General features: G+C 54.2%; 16 protein-coding genes. 8 read left to right on the forward strand and 8 right to left on the reverse strand.

What is annotated here, in order from left to right; all coding sequences use genetic code 11:
• Nucleotides 1-196: 196 nt before the first annotated feature.
• The gene (locus tag BLP45_RS05615; RefSeq protein ID WP_090370640.1) at nt 197-397 is read left to right on the forward strand and encodes a hypothetical protein; all 201 of its coding nucleotides are present in this window, start codon (nt 197-199) and stop codon (nt 395-397) included.
• Nucleotides 398-431: 34 nt separating this feature from the next.
• Here BLP45_RS05615 and glgX read toward each other — a convergent pair whose 3' ends face one another.
• Nucleotides 432-2,540 (reverse strand): glycogen debranching protein GlgX, encoded by a 2,109-nt coding sequence (glgX, locus tag BLP45_RS05620; protein ID WP_090370642.1) that lies wholly within the window; start codon nt 2,538-2,540, stop codon nt 432-434.
• A gap of 248 nt (nt 2,541-2,788) precedes the next feature.
• On the opposite strand from glgX, the gene BLP45_RS05625 reads away from it, so the two are divergent.
• Nucleotides 2,789-4,066 (forward strand): glucose-1-phosphate adenylyltransferase, encoded by a 1,278-nt coding sequence (locus BLP45_RS05625; protein ID WP_256327708.1) that lies wholly within the window; start codon nt 2,789-2,791, stop codon nt 4,064-4,066.
• Between the two features lie 48 nt (nt 4,067-4,114).
• On the opposite strand, the gene BLP45_RS05630 is transcribed toward BLP45_RS05625, so the two are convergent.
• The 4 genes from BLP45_RS05630 to BLP45_RS05645 all read right to left on the reverse strand — a co-directional run bounded on the left by BLP45_RS05630 (nt 4,115) and on the right by BLP45_RS05645 (nt 7,206).
• On the reverse strand, nt 4,115-4,930 hold the full coding sequence (locus tag BLP45_RS05630; protein WP_090370644.1) for a glutathione S-transferase family protein: 816 nt from the start codon (nt 4,928-4,930) through the stop codon (nt 4,115-4,117).
• Between the two features lie 150 nt (nt 4,931-5,080).
• Nucleotides 5,081-5,653 (reverse strand): winged helix-turn-helix transcriptional regulator, encoded by a 573-nt coding sequence (locus BLP45_RS05635; protein WP_256327709.1) that lies wholly within the window; start codon nt 5,651-5,653, stop codon nt 5,081-5,083.
• The gene (locus BLP45_RS05640) at nt 5,653-6,240 is read right to left on the reverse strand and encodes a hypothetical protein (RefSeq protein ID WP_090370648.1); all 588 of its coding nucleotides are present in this window, start codon (nt 6,238-6,240) and stop codon (nt 5,653-5,655) included. Before BLP45_RS05640 ends, BLP45_RS05635 begins: the two co-directional genes overlap by 1 nt.
• 150 nt (nt 6,241-6,390) lie before the next feature.
• Nucleotides 6,391-7,206, reverse strand: coding sequence for a methane monooxygenase/ammonia monooxygenase subunit C (locus BLP45_RS05645; protein ID WP_090370650.1), 816 nt, complete (start codon nt 7,204-7,206; stop codon nt 6,391-6,393).
• Between the two features lie 457 nt (nt 7,207-7,663).
• Here BLP45_RS05645 and BLP45_RS05650 point away from each other — a divergent pair, with 457 nt between their 5' ends.
• The 5 genes from BLP45_RS05650 (at nt 7,664) to BLP45_RS05670 (ending at nt 12,551) form a co-directional block, all read left to right on the forward strand.
• The gene (locus BLP45_RS05650) at nt 7,664-8,569 is read left to right on the forward strand and encodes a LysR family transcriptional regulator (protein WP_090370652.1); all 906 of its coding nucleotides are present in this window, start codon (nt 7,664-7,666) and stop codon (nt 8,567-8,569) included.
• Nucleotides 8,570-8,738: 169 nt separating this feature from the next.
• Complete coding sequence (gene gshA / locus BLP45_RS05655; protein WP_090370653.1) at nt 8,739-10,385, forward strand: glutamate--cysteine ligase; 1,647 nt, start codon at nt 8,739-8,741, stop codon at nt 10,383-10,385.
• On the forward strand, nt 10,382-10,879 hold the full coding sequence (locus tag BLP45_RS05660; protein ID WP_090370654.1) for an ATP-grasp domain-containing protein: 498 nt from the start codon (nt 10,382-10,384) through the stop codon (nt 10,877-10,879). Before gshA ends, BLP45_RS05660 begins: the two co-directional genes overlap by 4 nt.
• A complete protein-coding gene (locus tag BLP45_RS05665; RefSeq protein WP_090370656.1) occupies nt 10,876-11,799 on the forward strand; it encodes an ABC transporter ATP-binding protein in 924 nt (307 codons plus the stop codon). The genes BLP45_RS05660 and BLP45_RS05665 overlap by 4 nt, the downstream gene beginning before the upstream one ends.
• Entirely contained in the window at nt 11,796-12,551 is a 756-nt protein-coding gene (locus tag BLP45_RS05670) for an ABC transporter permease (RefSeq protein WP_090370658.1), read from the forward strand. Before BLP45_RS05665 ends, BLP45_RS05670 begins: the two co-directional genes overlap by 4 nt.
• A gap of 104 nt (nt 12,552-12,655) precedes the next feature.
• On the opposite strand, the gene BLP45_RS05675 is transcribed toward BLP45_RS05670, so the two are convergent.
• On the reverse strand, nt 12,656-13,258 hold the full coding sequence (locus BLP45_RS05675; RefSeq protein WP_090370660.1) for a hypothetical protein: 603 nt from the start codon (nt 13,256-13,258) through the stop codon (nt 12,656-12,658).
• Nucleotides 13,259-13,519: 261 nt separating this feature from the next.
• Here BLP45_RS05675 and BLP45_RS05680 point away from each other — a divergent pair, with 261 nt between their 5' ends.
• Nucleotides 13,520-14,632: a GGDEF domain-containing protein gene (locus tag BLP45_RS05680; protein WP_256327710.1), complete on the forward strand. Its 1,113-nt coding sequence runs from the start codon at nt 13,520-13,522 to the stop codon at nt 14,630-14,632.
• Between the two features lie 25 nt (nt 14,633-14,657).
• Here the strand turns inward: BLP45_RS05680 and BLP45_RS05685 are convergent, their stop codons facing one another.
• The gene (locus BLP45_RS05685) at nt 14,658-17,726 is read right to left on the reverse strand and encodes a bifunctional diguanylate cyclase/phosphodiesterase (protein ID WP_090370664.1); all 3,069 of its coding nucleotides are present in this window, start codon (nt 17,724-17,726) and stop codon (nt 14,658-14,660) included.
• A 443-nt stretch (nt 17,727-18,169) separates the two neighbouring features.
• Nucleotides 18,170-19,684, reverse strand: coding sequence for a pyruvate kinase (gene pyk / locus BLP45_RS05690; protein WP_090370666.1), 1,515 nt, complete (start codon nt 19,682-19,684; stop codon nt 18,170-18,172).
• Nucleotides 19,685-19,775 lie beyond the last annotated feature (91 nt).

Genomic DNA, 19,775 nt, shown 5'->3' on the forward strand with positions numbered 1-19,775 from the left:
TTGCATGCCAGCGCCATTTGATCCCATTCAGGCAATATGGGGGGCGACTGGCACATAAATCTGCCGACCGGGCATAAATTCATCCCTGGCGGCGATGCAGCGGGAAAACCGGGACCGGATATCCATTATCCCAAATAAACATGGATATTTGACGACGGCTTAACTATGATTATTACATACTTACTTGGGAGGCAAGATGAACGTTGACTACAAAGGATACAGTATTGTTTCCGGATCGGAGTGCGACGACAGCACGGGTCTCTGGAACGGCCGTTACAGGATTCTCGACGATAAGGGTGTAGTCGTTTATGAAAGCTTCGTCGAACCTTTACACGATCAAAAAAAGGCGCATGAGGCTGCCGATATAGCGGCCCGCGCGTGGATCGATAAACGATGAGCGCCGCCGGGCGCAAGAGGCCGCTGCTGCAGCATCAGGCTTGACGCTGCAGCAGCACTGTCGACCGCGGCTCCATTTTCAGGCTGGCGCCCGCCTGGAGCGGTGCGGCATCGTCGACCCAACCTCGGGTGGTGTCGAGCACCATTAGCCAGCATCGGCCCCAGCGTTCCTCAGGCAGCATGAAATCCACCGCTTCATGATGAGCATTGAAGATCAGGTAAAAGCTGTTGTCCGTCACCGGTTCACCGCGGACATTGGGGTTGGGAAAGGTTTCGCCATTGATGAAGATTGCCAGGCTTTTGGTAAGCCATCCGCCCCAAGGCTCATCTCCATTCGCCTGTTCACTGCCCGTATGATTGAACCAGGCAATGTCCTTGCAGTCCGCGCCATGAATTGCCTGGCCCTGGAACCAGCCGCGGTGGCGGAAGGCCGGATGGGCATGACGAAAGGCAATGAGGCGATTGGTGAATTCGCCTAAATCCCGGTCCATGTTGGCCCAATCGATCCAGGAAATTTCATTGTCCTGGCAATAGGCATTGTTGTTGCCGCGCTGGGTGCGGCTGAATTCGTCGCCCGCGAGCAGCATGGGCACACCCTGCGACAACAGCAGCGTGACCAGAAAATTGCGCTGCTGCCGCGCGCGGAGGGCCAGTATGCCGGCATCGTCGGTATCTCCCTCGGCGCCGCAGTTCCAGGAACGGTTGTCATTGCTGCCGTCGCGGTTGTCTTCGCCGTTTGCCAGGTTGTGCTTGTCGTTGTAAGACACCAGGTCGCGTAGCGTAAAGCCGTCGTGGGCGCAGACGAAGTCGATGCTGGCGAAAGGACTGCGCGAGTTGCCGGCGTAGAGATCCGGGCTCCCGGTAAAGCGGTGCGCAAATTCGCTCAGGGTCTCTTCCTGGCCGCGCCAGAAGTCGCGCAGGCAGTCGCGATACCTGCCGTTCCACTCGGACCAGCCGGACGGGAAATTGCCGACCTGGTAACCGCCTTCCCCCAGGTCCCAGGGTTCCGCAATCAGCTTGACCTGGCTGATGACGGGATCCTGCTGGATGATATTGAAAAAGGCGGAGAGCATCTGTACTTCGTGCAATTCGCGCGCCAGGGCGGCGGCCAGATCGAAACGAAAACCGTCCACGTGCATTTCCATTACCCAGTAACGCAGCGAATCCATGATCAGTTGCAGCACATGGGGCTGGCGCATATTGAGGCAGTTGCCGGTGCCGCTGTAGTCCATGTAGTGGCGGCGGTCATCCGCCATCAGCTGATAGTAAGCCGCGTTGTCGATGCCCTTGAAACACAGCACAGGCCCCAGCTGGTTGCCCTCGGCGGTATGGTTATAGACCACATCGAGGATGACTTCGATGCCCGCCTGGTGCATCGCCTTGACCATCTGCTTGAACTCCGCGGCGGCGGCACCCGGACGTTTGTCGGCCGCATAGCCGCCTTGCGGCGCAAAGTAGGAAATGGAGTTGTAGCCCCAGTAGTTGCGCAGCCCCTTCTCGACAAGGTGTTTGTCCTGCACGAAATAGTGCACCGGCATCAACTCGACAGCGGTGACGCCAAGCTGTTTCAGATACCCGATCGCAGCGGAATGCCCGAGGCCTGCGTAGGTACCCCGCAGTTCTTCCGGTATATCCGGATGCCGTGCCGTAAAACCTTTGACATGCAGTTCGTAAATGACTGTTTCATGCCAGGGCCGCTGCAGCAGACGGTCCCCACCCCAGTCGAAGAACGGCTGCGGGACGATGCACTTGGGCATGAAGGGGGCGCTGTCTCCATCATTGCGCTCACTGGGACCCGCGCTGAACTGGTAAGGGAATACCGCTTCATCCCAGCGAATATCGCCGTCGATCCCCTTGGCATAGGGATCGAGCAGGAGTTTGGCCGGATTGCAGCGGTGGCCCTCTTCGGGCGCCCACGGCCCATGCACGCGAAAGCCATAGCGCTGCCCCGGCTCGATGCCGGGAAAATAACCGTGCCAGCAGTAGCCGGTGACTTCGGGCAGATCAGCCCGGGTTTCGCCGCCTTGTTCATCGAACAGGCACAGTTCGACGCGCTCAGCCACTTCCGAAAACAGCGAAAAATTGGTTCCCGCCCCGTCATAGGTGGCACCGAGCGGATAGGGGCTGCCCGGCCAGATTTTCATTGGAGGCACCGATCACACAGCCTTATCCAGCGCCCTTCATACGCATGAGCCGTATGAGTCGCGTGGGCTGGATGAAGGATGGGAGCAATGGACATGGGTTGGCGACGGGATTTGGCCTGTTCGTTGTAAGTTCTTGCTGCTGCCATGTGTTGTTGAATCTTAGCATATGCAGCGCCGCTAAGGCACTCCTGGGAAAAATGCAACATCATGGGCTATAAATAAAGCTGGATGTAATTGAAAGGATACAAATGGAAACCGATATGCTGGAAAGAAGGGGCCGGGGGAAAGTCATGGCTTTTGTGATGGCGGGTGGAGAGGGTTCGCGCTTGCGGCCATTGACAACCGACCGTTGCAAACCGGCGGTGCCATTCGGCAGCCGATACCGTATCGTGGATTTTGTTCTCACCAACCTGGTGAACTCCGACATTCGTTCGATTTACCTCCTGGTGCAATACAAGCCGCAATCTCTCATTGAGCATATCCGCAAGGCGTGGACCGTTTCCGCGCTGTTCTCGGACCAGTTCGTGACCGTGGTGCCACCGCAGATGACAAAGGAACGTACACTTTTCGGCGGGACGTCGGATGCCGTGTATCAGAGCCTGAATCTGATGGACATGCATCGGCCGGACTTGGTGGCGGTATTCGGCGCGGACCATATCTACCGCATGGACGTGCGGCAGATGGTGCGTTTTCATCGCGAGAACGATGCGGATATCAGCGTGGCCGCGCTTCCCGTGCCGCTGGAACAGGCTTCAAACTTTGGCATTATCGAAACCGACGAGTCGAGACGAATTAGCGGTTTCCAGGAGAAGCCCAGGCAGGCCAAATCCATGCCTAACGATCCACGGCGCGCGTATGCCTCCATGGGCAATTATCTATTCAACGCGGACCTGCTGAGGGTGGCGCTGGAGGAAGCGCACAAGCAGGGCGAGACTGATTTCGGCCACGACGTCATTCCCCGCCTGTCCAGGTCCCACCGGGTGTTTGCCTACGACTTTTCAACCAACATCGTCCCCGGCACAAAACCGTATGAGGAAAAGGGCTATTGGCGCGATGTGGGAACGCTGGACACCTATTTTGAGGCGCATCGGGACGTCCTCGGGCTGGAGCCGCACTTCGATGTTTTTAACCCGCAGTGGCCGATTTTTTCCAGTCATTACGACGGACCGACCGCCTGGGTCAAGCAGGGAAAACTTGATAATGTCGTGCTGGGCGCCGCAGCTATCGTGAACAATGCGACAATACGCAATTCGATCCTGCGGCGGGAAGTGGTGGTCGAGCCCGGGGCGCAAATCGAGGACTGCATCATCATGGATTATGTGCGCATCGGACGCGGCGCGAGGTTGCGCCATGTGGTCATTGACCGGCATAATGTAGTTCCCCCCGGAGCAAAAATCGGTTTCGATCATGCCAGCGACCGGGCGAAATATCACGTCACCGAAGGCGGACTGGTAGTCGTGCCGCTGGGCGACGTGCGCTATTACTCACGGGAAGAGCAGAGGCTGGGTGGCGGATATTCGGAGTAGATGTAGGGGTTTAAACGTAAAACCCGGTTAAGGCTCCCTATGTATGGATCAGACTTCACGCCCGAATATCCCTCCAAGGATTCGCCTGTCGATATGTTTGTCAAGATAGGCAGCACCAAACCCACCGTAGAGTTCCTTCTTCGTAACATCGAGTTCCAATTCCTTAGCCGCCAGTATTTTACGGGTAGAAGGGCGCTCGCACATGGCATCGTAAAACGTCTGTAACGCCGGATCGTCTCGAAACAGATGCATCTCGGGTATTTCGAACAGTTCGGAAAACATTTGGCTAAGCTCGAGCGTGTAGAACAACTGGAAATCCGGCAGAAAAGGCTCTTTGCCAAGCAGGAACGGCTCCATTCTCGAGCCATTCACCAGCCGGGGCAGCCACATTTTGCTTAGCAAGACAGAACAAAGATTATAGATATGGGCTTCTTTTTCAATTTTGAGTTTCCATGCTTTTGGAAAATATGCGCTGACAACAAACCAGTTGAAGAATGGACCCGCTATGGAGAAAGTGATGAAGTCATTCTTGGCATCGACCTCTGCACAGCGCATCGGATCATCAATCGGATAAAACTTTCGTGCTTCCGGATAGATTCTCGCGAGATAACGACAGATTGCGTGACTTTCTGAAATATCAACGCCATTGACATCCGTGAGAGTGGGAATTTTCCCAAGAGGATTTCGTTCTATGTGCTCTGGCGTGAGCGTGCTCCCCTGAAACGGAGACACGCGTTCATAACGATAAGGTAGACCGGTTTCCGAGAGGAAGTGCGCGACCTGGCTCATATAAGGTGAGAGCCAGAATCCGTACAGCGTGCGCTCGACATTTGATTGATCGTACATGGAGAATTCCTTTTGCATTGCAGTTTAATTGTTAAGTAGGTGCAATATTAGAGGCATGGTACTGATGTGCCCTGGTAATAGTGCCAAGAGCATTTCAGTAAAGTTCAGTTAAAAATTAACTTTCATCTCTCTCACAGCCTTGATTTCCTTTTGCATCATCCAATCCCGCTATTCTTTATTCGCTTCATTCTCTTTACGTAGAGATAATCGTATTTCCCCCATGAATTCCACCGGGTCCTGCTCAAATCGTTGAACCAGATTCTCGTGTACATTACTTTCAGGAACATATTTTGCACCCCAACGTACCAGCTCCATGATTGGAGGCGCCAGATCCACGCATTTTTCAGTAGGCATATAAATAATCTTGCGCGCATTAGCCGGATCGCGGCGTCGCAAAAGGAGGTGGCATTCCTCCAGTTTTTTCAGGCGATCAGAAAGGGTATTGGTAGCGATTTTTTCCGGGGAATTTTGAAAATCCCCGAAGTATCGCTTACGAAAGAAAATGAGATCACGAACGACAAGCAGCGTCCATTTGTCGCCCAATATGTCCAGAGCGCAACTGACTGGACAGGAGGAACGGCTGATCTGGTTTGATTTCGTCATAACTTCGCGCTGGCCTGCAGATTGACTTGCTTTTTGCAACCAAAGATTATACTTGCATTCTGCAATGAATGTAGGTCCATGAGTGTAATAAAGTAAAGAAGCACCCTTCCTACGTTTCGGGTGTTCTCGATGCCGCATTATCCCCGGCGCCTGGAAGCCCGGCGCGTGGAAGCCCGCCAAACCTGTACCCGCTCGGACTTCATTAGTTTGTAACCAAGCAGGCTAAGCAGCAGCAGTACAACCAACGGACCTATCGCAGCACGAAAAATATTCGCATAGTTGATCATCTGTACGCGCAACGAATACTCATAATGTACCGGAGGGACCGCCTCGCCAGTAATAAATACCGTATATAACCCCTTATCCAGGCTGGTCTCTCCCCTCATTACCCCATCGGGATGATAACTCGGACGCAGGTACGCCACCGTCTCATCATCAACCTCGCTGGTTCCCCGTACTACGCGTATCCCTACGGGAATGTCGCGCAACGCCTGATCCGCAAGGTCTATTACCAATAAAGTATTCCCTTCCCTGGGTATATCCGTGCAGTATTGGCCGCTGGGTTCATGTTGAGGCTGGTAGGCGCTCAAATGCACCATGCTTTCATCATCAAGCCGGCGAGTGCATGCGTCTTCCTCCATCGACACCTTACCATGCGCCCCAGCCGCGCCACAGTAAAGCGCTGCAACGACAATAATAGTGGACCGTATCACTTGCTTGATCATTTGATTGCTCCTTGATGTATGGTTCAACTGATCTTCGTTATCCTCTGCGTGCTGTTTTACCATGACTTATTGCAAATCGCCCCGTCCTCTGTAATGCGGGAGCGGGGCGATTTAGGCTTCAGGCCACTGCTCGGATTCCTCAGCTAGCCATTACGGTACGATCCGGTTGTTGAGAATGGTTCTGCTCTGGCCATTCCAGACGACGTCGGTCAGGTTGGAGTAGCGGGTGACGATCTGTGCCACAACACCGCCGGCAAACAGGCCTGACCAGCCCAGTACCACAAAGCCCCAGTGCAGCGGTGCGCTGAAGAGCTCTTCCATGAACCAGAAAGCATGGCCCCATTCGTTCAAGCCTACGTTCGGCAGGATCATGAGCGGACCGGCAATGGCCATGACCAGCGGGAACGAGGTGCCCCGAGCGTACAGCGGCAGACGCGTCATGGCATACAGATAGGTGGCCACGCCGCAGACGATGTACATCGGGAAGGAGCCATAGAACACCACCACGTGACTAGGGGTGAAGCTCGTGTCACGAATAATGACCTGGTGCCAGGAGGCATCCTGCTCGGTAAAGAAGCTGCCGCCCCAGTAAACACCGAACAGATAGACGCCCAGCCACATCATAAAATAGAAGTAGCGCTTGATCTCAAGCTTGGGATCAAGCTTGTCCAACTGCTCCTTCGTGTCCCGGGTCTTCCAGATCCAGCCCCAGGTGATCAGGGCAAACAGCGGCATCACCGTCATGTGCACCCGCCACAGCCCCATCCAGACTTTCTCGAATTCAGGTTCCATTGAGTCCATGCCGTGCGAATAGGCAAAGGTGCGTTGATACCAGATCCAGAATATCGCCACCGCCAGCATCGTGATCAGCCCAAATTTGTACCACTTCGAGTCGTACCACAGGGACATGTCGTAGTCCCGACCTTCCGACTTCGCCGGGCTCGCCGTATTTAGTGTTGTTGCCATATTTCAATACTCCTTTAGATTAATTACCCGCTACTGTTTGGGTGGATTGAACTTGGTCTCCATAAATATCAAAATGGGGATAAGTCGTTACATCATTCACCCTTGCAAAATGCTTCGTCAGGCAAAGATTTGAAACCCACTCCAGAGTACTGCTATTCCCAGAAGACCAAGCACGCCAAACTTGTACATCTTTGATTCGTGCAATGACGCCATGCTGGAAGCACGAACACCTGCTTGCGGATAGCTCCGCAGCCTTCGATGTTTTGTTGCCATTTCGGTACTCCTTTTAGTTAACTGACTACCACTTCTTCCTGTAGGGGAACTTCTTGCTAACGCAATTACCAGGTATTATGCTTGCAATAAGCAAGTGGTCAGAGTATAGACCTGGAGACGAACAGGCGTGTAGTCTGCTAAATCAGTTATCAGAGTTCTATTTTTGAAACGATGGGTAGCCCCTATGCAAGACCTGAATGACCTCTACTACTACGTCCAGGCCGTGGATCATGGCGGCTTTGCTCCGGCAGGCCGGGTCCTCGGCATGCCGAAATCGAAGCTTAGCCGCCGCATCGCCAAGCTGGAAGAGCGTTTGGGTGTGCGCTTGATCCAGCGCTCGACACGTCACTTTGCAGTTACCGATGCCGGCGAGACTTATTACATGCATTGCAAGGCGATGCTGGTGGAAGCTGAGGGGGCCCAGGAAGCAATAGACACGCTAACAGCCGAACCGCGGGGTGTAATCCGGATGACATGCCCCATACCGCTGGTGAATGCTTATGTGGGAGTGATGCTGGCCGATTTCATGGTGCGCTATCCGCACGTCACAGTGCAGATGGAGGCGACCAACCGGCGTGTCGATCTGGTCAGCGAGTCGGTCGACGTCGCCCTTCGTGTGCGACCACCGCCCTTGCAGGACAGTAACCTGGTTATGCGTGTTTTGGCTGATCGAGGCCAATGTTTGGTAGCCAGCCCTGCCCTTGTCCAGCGGCTCGGTTTTCCTGCTGCACCGACTGCTTTGAGCAACTGGCCTAGCCTGGGCCTGGGAAACCTGCAACAAATCCATACCTGGGTGCTGCATGGGCCAGATGACGCACATGCAACACTTCATCATACGCCGCGCTTTGTGACGACGGACATGATCGCGCTAAGAGATTCCGCTGTGGCCGGTGTCGGTGTAGTGCAACTGCCGGAGGTCATGGCACGAGATCAACTTGCGGCTGGTTCATTGCTTAGGCTGATGCCGGACTGGGCACCGCGGCGCGAAATCATTCATGCGGTGTTTCCGTCCCGGCGCGGTCTTCTGCCATCTGTGCGGGCGTTAATTGATTTCCTCGCACAGCGTTTCGAGATGCTGCATGAGGACTAGGCTAACTAAGAGCGCTATCGGAACTTGCGCAAAGAATCCATCTCTGCCACTGCGCCCCTCATAGTTTCAAAAATAGGACTCTGATAACTGATTTTGCAGACTACACGCCTGTCCGTCTCCAGGTCTATACTCATACCACTTGCTTATTGCAAGCAATATCGGAGGATAAATGTCAAGTCAATTATCTTGTAGCGAGCACGCAACACCCATCAACAAATCTCTTCAGCCGTTATTAATTCATGGCTTGAAAGGCATCGAAAAAGAAAGCCTCCGAATTAACCGGGATGGATCAATATCATTGTCACCTCATCCGGTTCAGCTTGGAGCCGCGTTGACTCATCCGAATATCACAACTGATTATTCTGAAGCCTTACTTGAGTTGATCACGCCAGCATTATCGGATGGAACGGAAGTGCTGCATTCCTTGATGGACCTCCATAAATATGTCTGCGCAAATATCAATGACGAATTATTGCTGGCGGCCAGTATGCCTGTCGGCGATTTGCGCGACCCGGCAATTCCCATCGCCGAATATGGTTTATCCAATCTCGGGAGGATGAAGCACATCTACCGGCAGGGTTTAAGCTATCGCTACGGCCGCTGCATGCAGGTCATCGCCGGAATCCATTTCAACTACTCGCTTCCTGAACAATTCTGGCCCGAATACCAACAGTTCGTGAAACATACGGGTGATCTGCAATCGTTCACCACCGGCGCTTATATGGGAATGATCAGAAATCTGCAGCGTTATGGCTGGCTTATCCTGTATTTATTCGGCTCATCCCCGGCAGTGGGCAAAAGCTTCATCGATAGCCGCAACTCTGTTTATTCCGATACTTTGCAGAATTTTGATGAGCATTCCTACTACAAGCCCTTTGCCACCTCTTTGAGGATGAGCGAGATAGGCTATTTGAATCCCGTTCAATCGATGGTTCATATTTCCTTTAACAGTATTGAAGAATATATACGGGATTTGGGCAGCGCAACAACGATACCTTATCTCGGATATGAAAGGATCGGGGCAAAGGTAGGCGACCAGTACCAGCAGTTGAATACTCATTTCCTGCAGATAGAGAACGAATATTACACTTCGGTGCGGCCAAAACAGCCCACGAGGCCCGCCGAGAGGCCGCTGCAGGCACTGGGAAGCCGGGGGATCCAATATATTGAAATACGAACCGTGGATGTTGATGTGTTTGAACCTGCCGGCATTGCGATCGAAACCACGCGCTTTCTTGAAGTGCTCAGCCTTTTCTGTCTATTCCAGACCAATGCGGGGCATGACTTGAAGCAGCATGACGAGACCAGCAATAACGCATTGTCGGTGGCCAATCGCGGCAGGGATCCGAGACTGAAGCTGCTGGACAACGGGCATGAAGTCCCGCTGCGGCAGTGGGCCCTGACGCTGTGTGAGCAGATGCGGGAGATCTGTGAGATCCTGGATAACGGCAATACCGATATTCCCTACACCCGCGCATTGCACCAGCAGATCGAAACAATTCGCCATCCCGAGTTGACGGCTTCAGCAAGGGTGCTGTCGGCCATGCGCGCGCAAAAGATGTCCATTACCGAACTGGTATTGCAGAAGTCCCGTGAATACACTCGTTATTTCCAGAATGCCGCATTGGACGCGGCGGTAAAGAGGAATTTTGATCTCCAGGTCAAGGCATCGCTGGCGCAACAGAAACAGCTCGAGGCCACGGCTGAGGTCCCTTTCGATCAATACCTTAGCAACTATTTCTCGCAAGACGCCTTAGGCAGCATCATTCAATCCCAAAACTTGCCTGTCTCCATGGTCGAAACTGCCGCTCGATGAATTCCGTGCGCTCATGCAAACATTACAGCATCGGTGTGATCCTGGAGACCCTCCCGCGCTATCGCATGCGCACGACCCATGATTCAGCCAGCGAGCGGTACATTCCCGATATTGCTCAAGGCGATAAACACATCGTGCTGATCGCCGGGACACATGTGACTTACTCACTTGCCCGCATTTCCAAGCGAGGCGAGACACGCGACAATCTTAACGCGGGCGGGATACCTGTGGCGCAGCCGCTCACCCTGCGTGAGCGCGAAATCGCTCAAGCGCTTGGTCCCGCGCTATACGATGCAGGTCTGATGCTGGTGGGGCTGGACGTGATCGGTGATTATCTCACCGAAATAAATGTTACCAGCCCTGCCTGCATGCAGAAGATCGCCGACCAGACCGGTTTCAACTCTGCGAAAATGATGGTGGATGCGATCAAAAGCCATATCGCCGAGCGATACGAATTTGTCATTCCTCCGTTTGAAACAGAGCTTTCTTCATGACTCCGGCAATCGAAGTCAGGCAGGTGCACAAGCGGTTCGGCACATTGCATGCCTTGAAGGGCATTGATCTCGAAATCCATACCGGCGAATTCTTCGCATTGCTTGGCCCCAATGGAGCGGGAAAGACGACGCTGATCAATATTATCGCGGGTCTTACCCTTGCCAGCAGCGGGAGTGTCAGGGTAAAGGGGCATGATGTCGTTGCCCAATACCGTGAAGCACGCCGCATGTTAGGCGTGGTGCCGCAGGAGTTGGTATTTGATCCGTTTTTTACCGTTCGGGAAACGCTTGTGTTCCAATCCGGCTATTACGGGATAAAGAAGAATAACAGCTGGATAGACGAGATAATCCACCATCTCGACCTTGCCGATAAAGCCGATACCAACATGCGTTTGTTGTCCGGCGGGATGAAGCGGCGCGTACTGGTAGCGCAGGCATTGGTCCACAAACCCCCGGTAATCGTTTTGGATGAACCCACCGCAGGCGTAGATGTGGAATTGCGCCAGGCCCTGTGGCGCTTCATCAAGCAGTTAAACCGCAGCGGTCATACCATTGTGCTCACTACGCATTATCTGGAAGAAGCAGAGGCTTTATGCAACCGCGTGGCAATGCTCAAAAATGGCAGTATCGTTGTGCTTGATAGCGTCAGAAATCTCATCAGCAACATTTCCGGACACCGGATACGAGTGCGGTTATCTCCCGATACGCTGCCGGCGGCGTTACAGCTACTGATAATCGGCCACGACCAGGGCTACTACGTTCTGGCAATCGAGAAATACTCCCAGCTTGAAAATGTGATGACAGCATTACGCGCAACCCAGACCCAAATCCTGGAACTCCAGATATTGCAACCTGATCTGGAAGAAGTGTTCGTAAAGATCATGCACGATACAGAGAGTCTGGAACCTGCATCGGTATGAATGGATTTCTTACGCTGCTCTACAAGGAACTGCTAAGATTCTGGAAAGTCGGGTTCCAGACCGTATTTGCACCCATGCTGTCTACCTTGCTCTATCTATTGATTTTTTCTCACGCACTGGAAGAACGGGTGCAGGCATATCCCGGTGTAACCTACACAGTTTTTCTGATTCCGGGACTGGTGATAATGGCCATGTTGCAGAACGCTTTCGCTAACTCCTCATCAAGCCTGATTCAATCGACGGTCTCGGGCAATCACATCTTCATGCTGTTATCGCCGCTTTCTTACCAGCAAATATTCACTGCTTATGTACTGGCATCGGTAGTTCGCGGTCTCGTGGTAGGACTGGGTATCTACGTGGTGACGCTAGGGTTTTTTGAAATTCCCCTGTACTCGTTCGCATGGATATTCGCATTTGCCTTGATGGGCACCGCGTTGCTGGCCGCCTTAGGCATCATTGCGGGAATCTGGGCGGAAAAATTTGAGCAGCTTGCTGCGTTGCAAAACTTTATCGTCCTGCCACTGACGTTTTTATCGGGGGTTTTCTATACGATCCCCTCGCTGCCTCCACTTTGGCAAGGATTATCATATCTGAATCCGTTTTTCTACATGGTAGACGGGTTTCGCTACGGCTTCTTTCGCGCCTCGGATGTTTCACCCTACCTCAGCCTTGGGACTCTGATGGCATGTTTCCTGGCAGTATCGTGGTGGACATTGCGAATGCTGAAAACAGGGTACAAAATCCGAAAATAATCCGATCCACGACTTCCCCTTCAGCCCCGCAACATATTTTTCAAATCTGATTTATTGCTCCACCTGCTTCCGAATAAAAATGACGGGACTGTCCAAACCGCCCATCACAGCTCCCCGCTCTTTTGCATGTCTATCAACGCCTTGACAATCATTTGCCGAAGCATTCTTCCGAAAGCCTCATCCGAGGGAAAGGGCTGCAGGTGATCGGGTATGTCGATGTTGCCGATAGCGGTGTGAAATGCGTGTTTTATGCCGCTTCGGCTGATTGTCTTTCCCCGCGTGGTGATACTCATCGACATTTCGTAGGCATCGGTAATGGTTTTCCCGACCATCCATAACGGGAATCCAGTACGGGCCGTTTCCGCGGCGACGGTTCCGCTGTCGGCGATGTTGTTCAATACCACCTTGACGGTGCCTTCTTCCTTCTCGTCACCCGGCGAGAGCATGTCAATCGGGGAAATGACGCCGGATTCCCTGAATATTCGGGTAGCATAATCCCGCAACGGGATGTCGCCCTTGGAGAAGTGTTGGCCATTGCGCTGAAACTCGACAGCAAGCCGCAGATGAAGCGGCGCGTCTCTCTTTTGCACATCTTCAAAGGTAACCTTGGGAAAGGAAGCGCCTAAATATGATTTGGGCGATGCGCATCCCATTAAGGCGGAGGAGACAATTACAGATGCCATCATTACGTGGCGGCCAAGATTCATGAATACTCCGTCTCGATACGCGGGTTACGCTTTACGTGGGATAAGGCGCCGAGCGACTGTTATATGCTGCTGATTGGAGCTCGACAATACTAAGAGTAGTGCATAATTCTTCCCGCTGCAACCTGCCTGATCCTGTCATCCCGACTGAGTGCCTCAAGAACCATCGCGGCTTCCTGAGTCGCCAAGGGTGATGGCAAAAATAGCTGTACTTATCGAACGTTCTTCTCAACAATATCATCATGGAAAACTCCCTGGAAAATAATGAGCGCTAAAAGCACATCCCCCCGTGCGGCACGCAGGTTTGACAAAGCGCGAATCCAGGAGGCAATTTCGGTATTAGGGCTGAATGCGGAACATGGCAAACTTGCGGAGCGCATAAGGGCCGAAGTCATCAATGGGAAAGCGGATGCGATGGTGAAGTCCTGTTTTGCCGCCCTTGCGCGCAACCGGGGCTTCTCGCTGATGGAGCGGAATATTGGCATCGAATCCTTCAAGCAAGCATGGGTTCGCCGCTTGCAGTGCTATGGCCAGGGCTTCGATACTCCGGAGTACTTTAGTGAGCGACTGGAAACTGCCGCTGCTTTCGCCCGGGGAAAAATCCCTTTGAGCATCTTGCAATTACAACACTGCCTGACGCAGCAAACCATGGTAAATAGCCTATCATCCATTAAGCTTGCCGAGGATGCCGCGACTGTCCAGCCCCTCGTCGACTGCATTTTGAAACTCACCTCCCTCGAGCTCTATCTGGCTGCGGAGGGTTATCGCCTGCCGGAAATTGATGAGTTGCAGAAGGCGTTGGATGGGCTGCGCAAAGAAACATCCCAGTTGCACCGTGAAGCCTCGACCGATCAGCTCACCGGCATGATGAATTATGCCAGTCTCATGGAAACCCTCGAGCACCAGATCAATGCCGCCCACAATGACCGGCGGCAAGATGGCGGAAACCCCTTGTGCCTGATCATGATCGATCTTGATTTCTTCAAGAAGATCAATGACACATATGGACATGTGATTGGCGACTTTGTACTGCGGCATGTGGCCGAGCGGATCCGGGCGGCGGTGCGCGATTTTGACAAGGCAGGCAGGTTCGGCGGGGAGGAATTCGTTATTATCATGACGAACACCGAACTGGAATTGGCAAAGGTTATCGCGGAGCGCATACGCAAGGGTGTCATGGAGACGCCGTTGCATTTGAAGGAATTTACCATCGAGGTAACGATCAGTCTCGGCCTGGCAATGCTAAAGGAAGGCGAACGCAAGGAAGCATTGCTTGAGCGTGCGGATGCGGCAATGTATGAAGCGAAAAGAGCCGGGCGCAATCGCATCATGGTGGCAAAGGATACGGATGCTTCCCAAGCGCTCCCGGAGTTGTAGGTGGACCGCGCTTGTCCCGCTAAATTCAAGGTTCGGTTCGGAAGCATCCTCCAGAGTCATGCTTTTCCCGCATGAACTCCTCGAATCGGTCAAGCGCCAGCGGCTGGCTATACAGGTACCCTTGATAGGCGCCGCAGCCATTCTGCGCGAGAAAATCCCGCTGCGCCTGCGTTTCCACCCCCTCGGCGATCACTGCCAGCCCCATATTCTGGGCCAGGGCCACGATGGTGCGGACAATAATCGCGTCATGAGGTCTGATCAGCACGTCCTTGATGAATGACTGATCGATTTTAATCCAGTCCAGCGGGAGCCGCTTCAAGTAGTAGAGCGAGGAATAGCCGGTGCCGAAGTCATCCAGTGCAAATCCCACTCCCTCAGCTTTCAGTGCAGTCATTTTGGCAATTGTTTCATCCATATTGCGCACTAGAAGACCCTCCGTAAGCTCAAGCTTTAGTTTTTGCGGATTAGCGCCGGTCTGATGGAGCGCCGAGCGTACCTGCTCGATGAACTCCGGATGCCGAAACTGGCGGGGACTGACATTCACGGCCAGATCAAGTCCTGCTGTCTCCGGGCGCCGGGACCAGGCTGCAAGTTGAGCACATGCGGTTTGCAGAACCCACAAGCCAATGGGGAGGATCAGCCCGGTTTCCTCGGCTTGAGGAATAAACTCGCCTGGAGATAGGAGGCCACGACGGGGATGTTGCCAACGCAGCAGCGCCTCGGCACCCGTCACGCCATGGCTGCTCACCTGAGGCTGGTAGTGGAGAACGAACTCATTCCTCTCCCAGCTTTTATGCAGATCCGACTCCAGGACAACGCGCGCGTTCATCACCGCCTGCATGGCAGGATCAAAGAAGCAGATGGCGTTTCGGCCGGATGCCTTGGCCTCATACATCGCGAGATCCGCCTGTTTCAGAAGTTCATCCACGGTGGTGGACCGATTACCAAACAAGGTGACACCGATGCTTGGAGTAGTGTGCTGCTGATAGGCGCCCAAATTGAAAGGCTGGCTGAAAGCGGCAAGAATCCGCTCGCAAACAGCACTGATTCGAGCAACAGCTTCCTTCGGATATTCGCTGAAATCAGGCGCCAGGATGACCACAAACTCATCGCCGCCGATACGCGCTACGGTATCGTGCTCACGAACGCATGAAACAAGACGCGGGGCGATCTGCTGTAACAACAGGTCGCCGATGTCATGGCCGAGGGTGTCATTGAGTAATTTAAAATTGTCCAGGTCAATGAATAACAGCGCGCCCGTTTGCCGGCTGCGGGCGCTAACCGCGAGAACTTGCTTGAGGCGGTCCAGCAGGAGCTGCCTGTTAGGCAGCCGTGTCAACGAATCGTAGAAGGCAAGATACTGTATCTCGCTCTCGGCCACCTTGCGTTGGGTGATGTCGGTGTTGATTTCGAGAACCGACTGGGGCTGGCCCGCATCGTTGCGAACTAGGGTCCAATGGCCTTCAGCCGTCAATATGCCGCCCCCTTTGCGTCGTTGCGTAATTTCGCCGCGCCATTCTCCGGCGTGCAACGCCAAGCGGGCCACCTCGTAAAACACTTCGGGGTCATCGTATAACACGTTGTCGATGGAGTTGCCGACCACCTCTTCCGAGGCCCATCCGTAAAGACGTTGCGCGCCCTTGTTCCAGAACTGGATACGATGATCGAGCCCACGGACAATAATCGCGTCCGTTGCGTGATCAAGCAGCGAAGCCTGCTGGCGGATTCGTGCATCGGCTTCCCGACGCGCCACTTCAGCCTGTTTCCGCTCGTTGATGTTACGAAAATAAACAGCGAGACCTTCTTCCGAAGGATACGCATGGACTTCAAACCATGTCCCCAGGGGAACATAGAAGTCTTCGAAGCTGACCGTACAGTTCTCGGCGAGTGCTCTGTGGTATTCGCGGTCAAAGGCGCTACCGACCGCTTCCGGAAACTCTGTCCAGATTTCCCTGCCCAGAAGGTCGCCCCGGGTTCGCCGCAACAGGTTTTCCGCTTCTTTATTCAATAATGTAAAACGCCACTCGCGGTCAAGCGCAAAGAAAGCATCGGTAATGCTCTCCATTATCCTTTCGATCCGAAGCTTCGAGTTTGAAAGTTCGAGAGTTGCTGCCCGTTGTTCCTCGATAGCGGATAGCAACTTGTTATTGACTTGTCCCAAAGCCACGGCCTTTTCCTTGTTTACCGAAAGGACAAAAGAAACTACCGCACTCAAAATACTCACCAGAATTCCGCTAAGCAATACAAGAACGGCTTCGTTACTACTGACAGCCTCTTCAAATGGAGGACGTGACGAGGCCTCGATAGTCCAGGTTTGACCATAAGCAGATATGACGCGCGTTCCCCTGAATTGCGGGAAAATCTGCTCTGTCTCGTTTTTAGTGCTATCGAAAAGCAGGGAATTCTCGGTTATTGCGTTGCCATCAAAGATTTTCAGGTCAACAGACTGAAGCTCGGATTGAAGAATGGTTCGTATGAAATCATCCATCCTGAATGGCGCATAGACATAGCCAATAAGGGAAGACTGTCTTTCCTCAAGCGTTTGAGGCAACTTTTCACGTCCATAATACGGGATATACATAAGGACCCCTGCCTGCACATCCTCGCTGGTTTCCTGAACAAGCTTTACCTTCCCCGTGAGAGCAGCTTCTCCGGAATCCCGGGCTCGCGACATCGCCATGCGCCGAACGGGATCGGAATACATGTCGTATCCAAATGCACGCAAGTTTCGCCCAGCAAAAGGTTCCAGATAGATGATCGTCGTGTACTGGTCCCGCAGCGGCTCTTCCGGCCAAACGTTATAATCGGGAAACCCTTGTGCGCGAATTGCGGCAATATGTGCGGGAAGTTCAGCGGGGAGAAGATGTTCGGCAAAGCCCACTCCCAGAATTCCGGGATAGCTATCGGCCAGGCGCAAGGTCTTCATATATGTCCGCCATCCCTCGCGGGAGACAAAGCCGGAGGCAAGCAGGTATCCATGAGCCCCTTTCAACACCTGTTCGTATCCCAGGAAACGAACCTTGATTTGAAAGGCGGCCTCGGCTAAGAGCGTATCGAAGCGGGTATTTGCATTGCGCTCCTGAAGATCTTTCACGATCCCCCAGCTCGCAAGAGTAAGGGACAGAAAGACGGCGAATGTCAGGGCAGCTACGATATTCCGGGAAGGAGCGCGGCCAAACGGAAGGCTATGCTTGGGGTTAATCTTCCGCCTCCACGATGGTCCTCCCTGTGCCTGAGAAAGATTGACGATTATGCTGGTGGCACGGCTCCATTTAAGATGATGTACCGATAAGCATAAAGTCTCCCCGTCCAGGGGACCACACAGTTACTGTTACAGTCAGCGCGAGCTTCCAGAAAAGAAGACGTGGAACGCGCTACAAATGAGCCGTCTCCAACAAAATTATAACAAATAAGATCGGCGCCTTTGTTACTGTTTGGCAACGCTTTTTTAGGACACCTCTCCGGCAAAAAACTTAACATGGCGGCTTGCCGCTCATTTTGCAGCTCCTTTTTGACCTTTCTCAGCCCGATACCACGTCACGGCTCTTTGCCCCCGGGCTTCGCCTTTGCAACCGCGGGATCTAAATGGACAGCCTGCAGCGTATCGGCCTTATCATCGGCAGCGCCTGCGGCGAAGACCAGCACCGCCTGATCGCCTGGCTGCGCCAGTTCGTGGGATATCAGCCACTCTCCCGCCTGGGCGACATATGCCCGCGCGTCAGTTTCCTCATTTACCAAAGCGGGCGTAGCGAAAAAAAGGGGCGAAACGCCCCGCACCAGCGCCAGGCTCCGGTACAGCCGCTCCGAATCCGCCAGTATGACGAGCGGCGCCTGCGGGCGGAACCGGGCGATAGCCAGCGCCGCTGTCATCGTCCGGACGGGGATGATGATCGCCCGAGCACCGAGACGCGCTGCAAGCAGGCACGCGGCGAAGCTCACAGCATCGTCCGGCGAACCGGCAGTACTCGCATGCATCTGGCCCAGCACCATGCGTTCGCCATACTCGTTTTCGGTCGCGGCAATCACGCGGCGAAGGATCCGCACCGCGGCAGCAGGGAACCGGCCGATGGCCGTCTCAGCCGAAAGCATCACCGCGTCTGTTCCATCAAGCACCGCATTGGCGACGTCGGCGACTTCCGCACGCGTGGGATGTTCGTGCTCCACCATCGACTCCAGCATTTGCGTGGCGGTGATCACCGGGCGGCCGCGCGCGTTGGCCGCCGCGATAATGCGTTTTTGCACAATCGGTATCTCGGCAAGATCGGTTTCGACGCCCAGATCACCGCGCGCGACCATCACACCGTCGGATGCTTCCACGATTGCATCAAGATCGGCAAGCGCTCCGCGCTTCTCTATCTTCGCCATCAGCAGGGGCGCAGCCCCGGATGCGGCCGGAAGGCATGCCCGGACGCGGTCAATATCAGCGGCTGATTGCACGAACGACACGCCGACCCATTCGGCCTCCTGCGTCACCGCAAATGCGAGATGCCGCCGGTCGTCGTCAGTCGGAATCAGCGCGCTCAAGGCTGATTCCGGAACATTGATTCCGGATCCGGAACGTACGGTGCCGCCGATGACGACTTCGCATCCGACACCATTCCCGGCGCCGCTTCCGATGCCAGCAGTTGTTACGCGCAGCTCGATCGAACCATCCGCCAGAAATACCAATTCCCCCGCCCGAAGCGCGCTGAGCAATTCGCGGTTCCGCACGGGCAAAAGATTACCGCTCTCTCTCGAATCATCCTCCTCCGCCAGCGTGACTATCTCGCCTTCGGCCAACTCGCAGGCGCCGCCCGGCAGATCGCCGACGCGAAATTTCGGGCCCGGCAGGTCGACGAGAATCGCCACCGGTTGCCCGAGTGCCTGCGCCGCCCGGCGCACCCGCTCTATGCGGCATGCATGATCGGCATGCTCGCCGTGCGAGGTATTCACGCGCGCGACGTCCATCCCACTCTCGATCAGGCGCTCGATCACACCCGGCTGGTCCGTTGCCGGGCCCAGCGTGCATACGATTTTGGTCCGCTGCCAGCTATGATTTTCAGGGATTTTCATGGGGAAATCGGGATCTGATCATGGGAGGCGCCTGCTATTCGGTGGCTTTCCCTCCTTGCGAGTTTGTTAAGCGCCGGCACCTCGGCGTCAT

Origin of the sequence: Nitrosospira sp. Nl5, from assembly GCF_900102495.1 — a bacterium.
Classification (GTDB): Bacteria; Pseudomonadota; Gammaproteobacteria; order Burkholderiales; family Nitrosomonadaceae; genus Nitrosospira.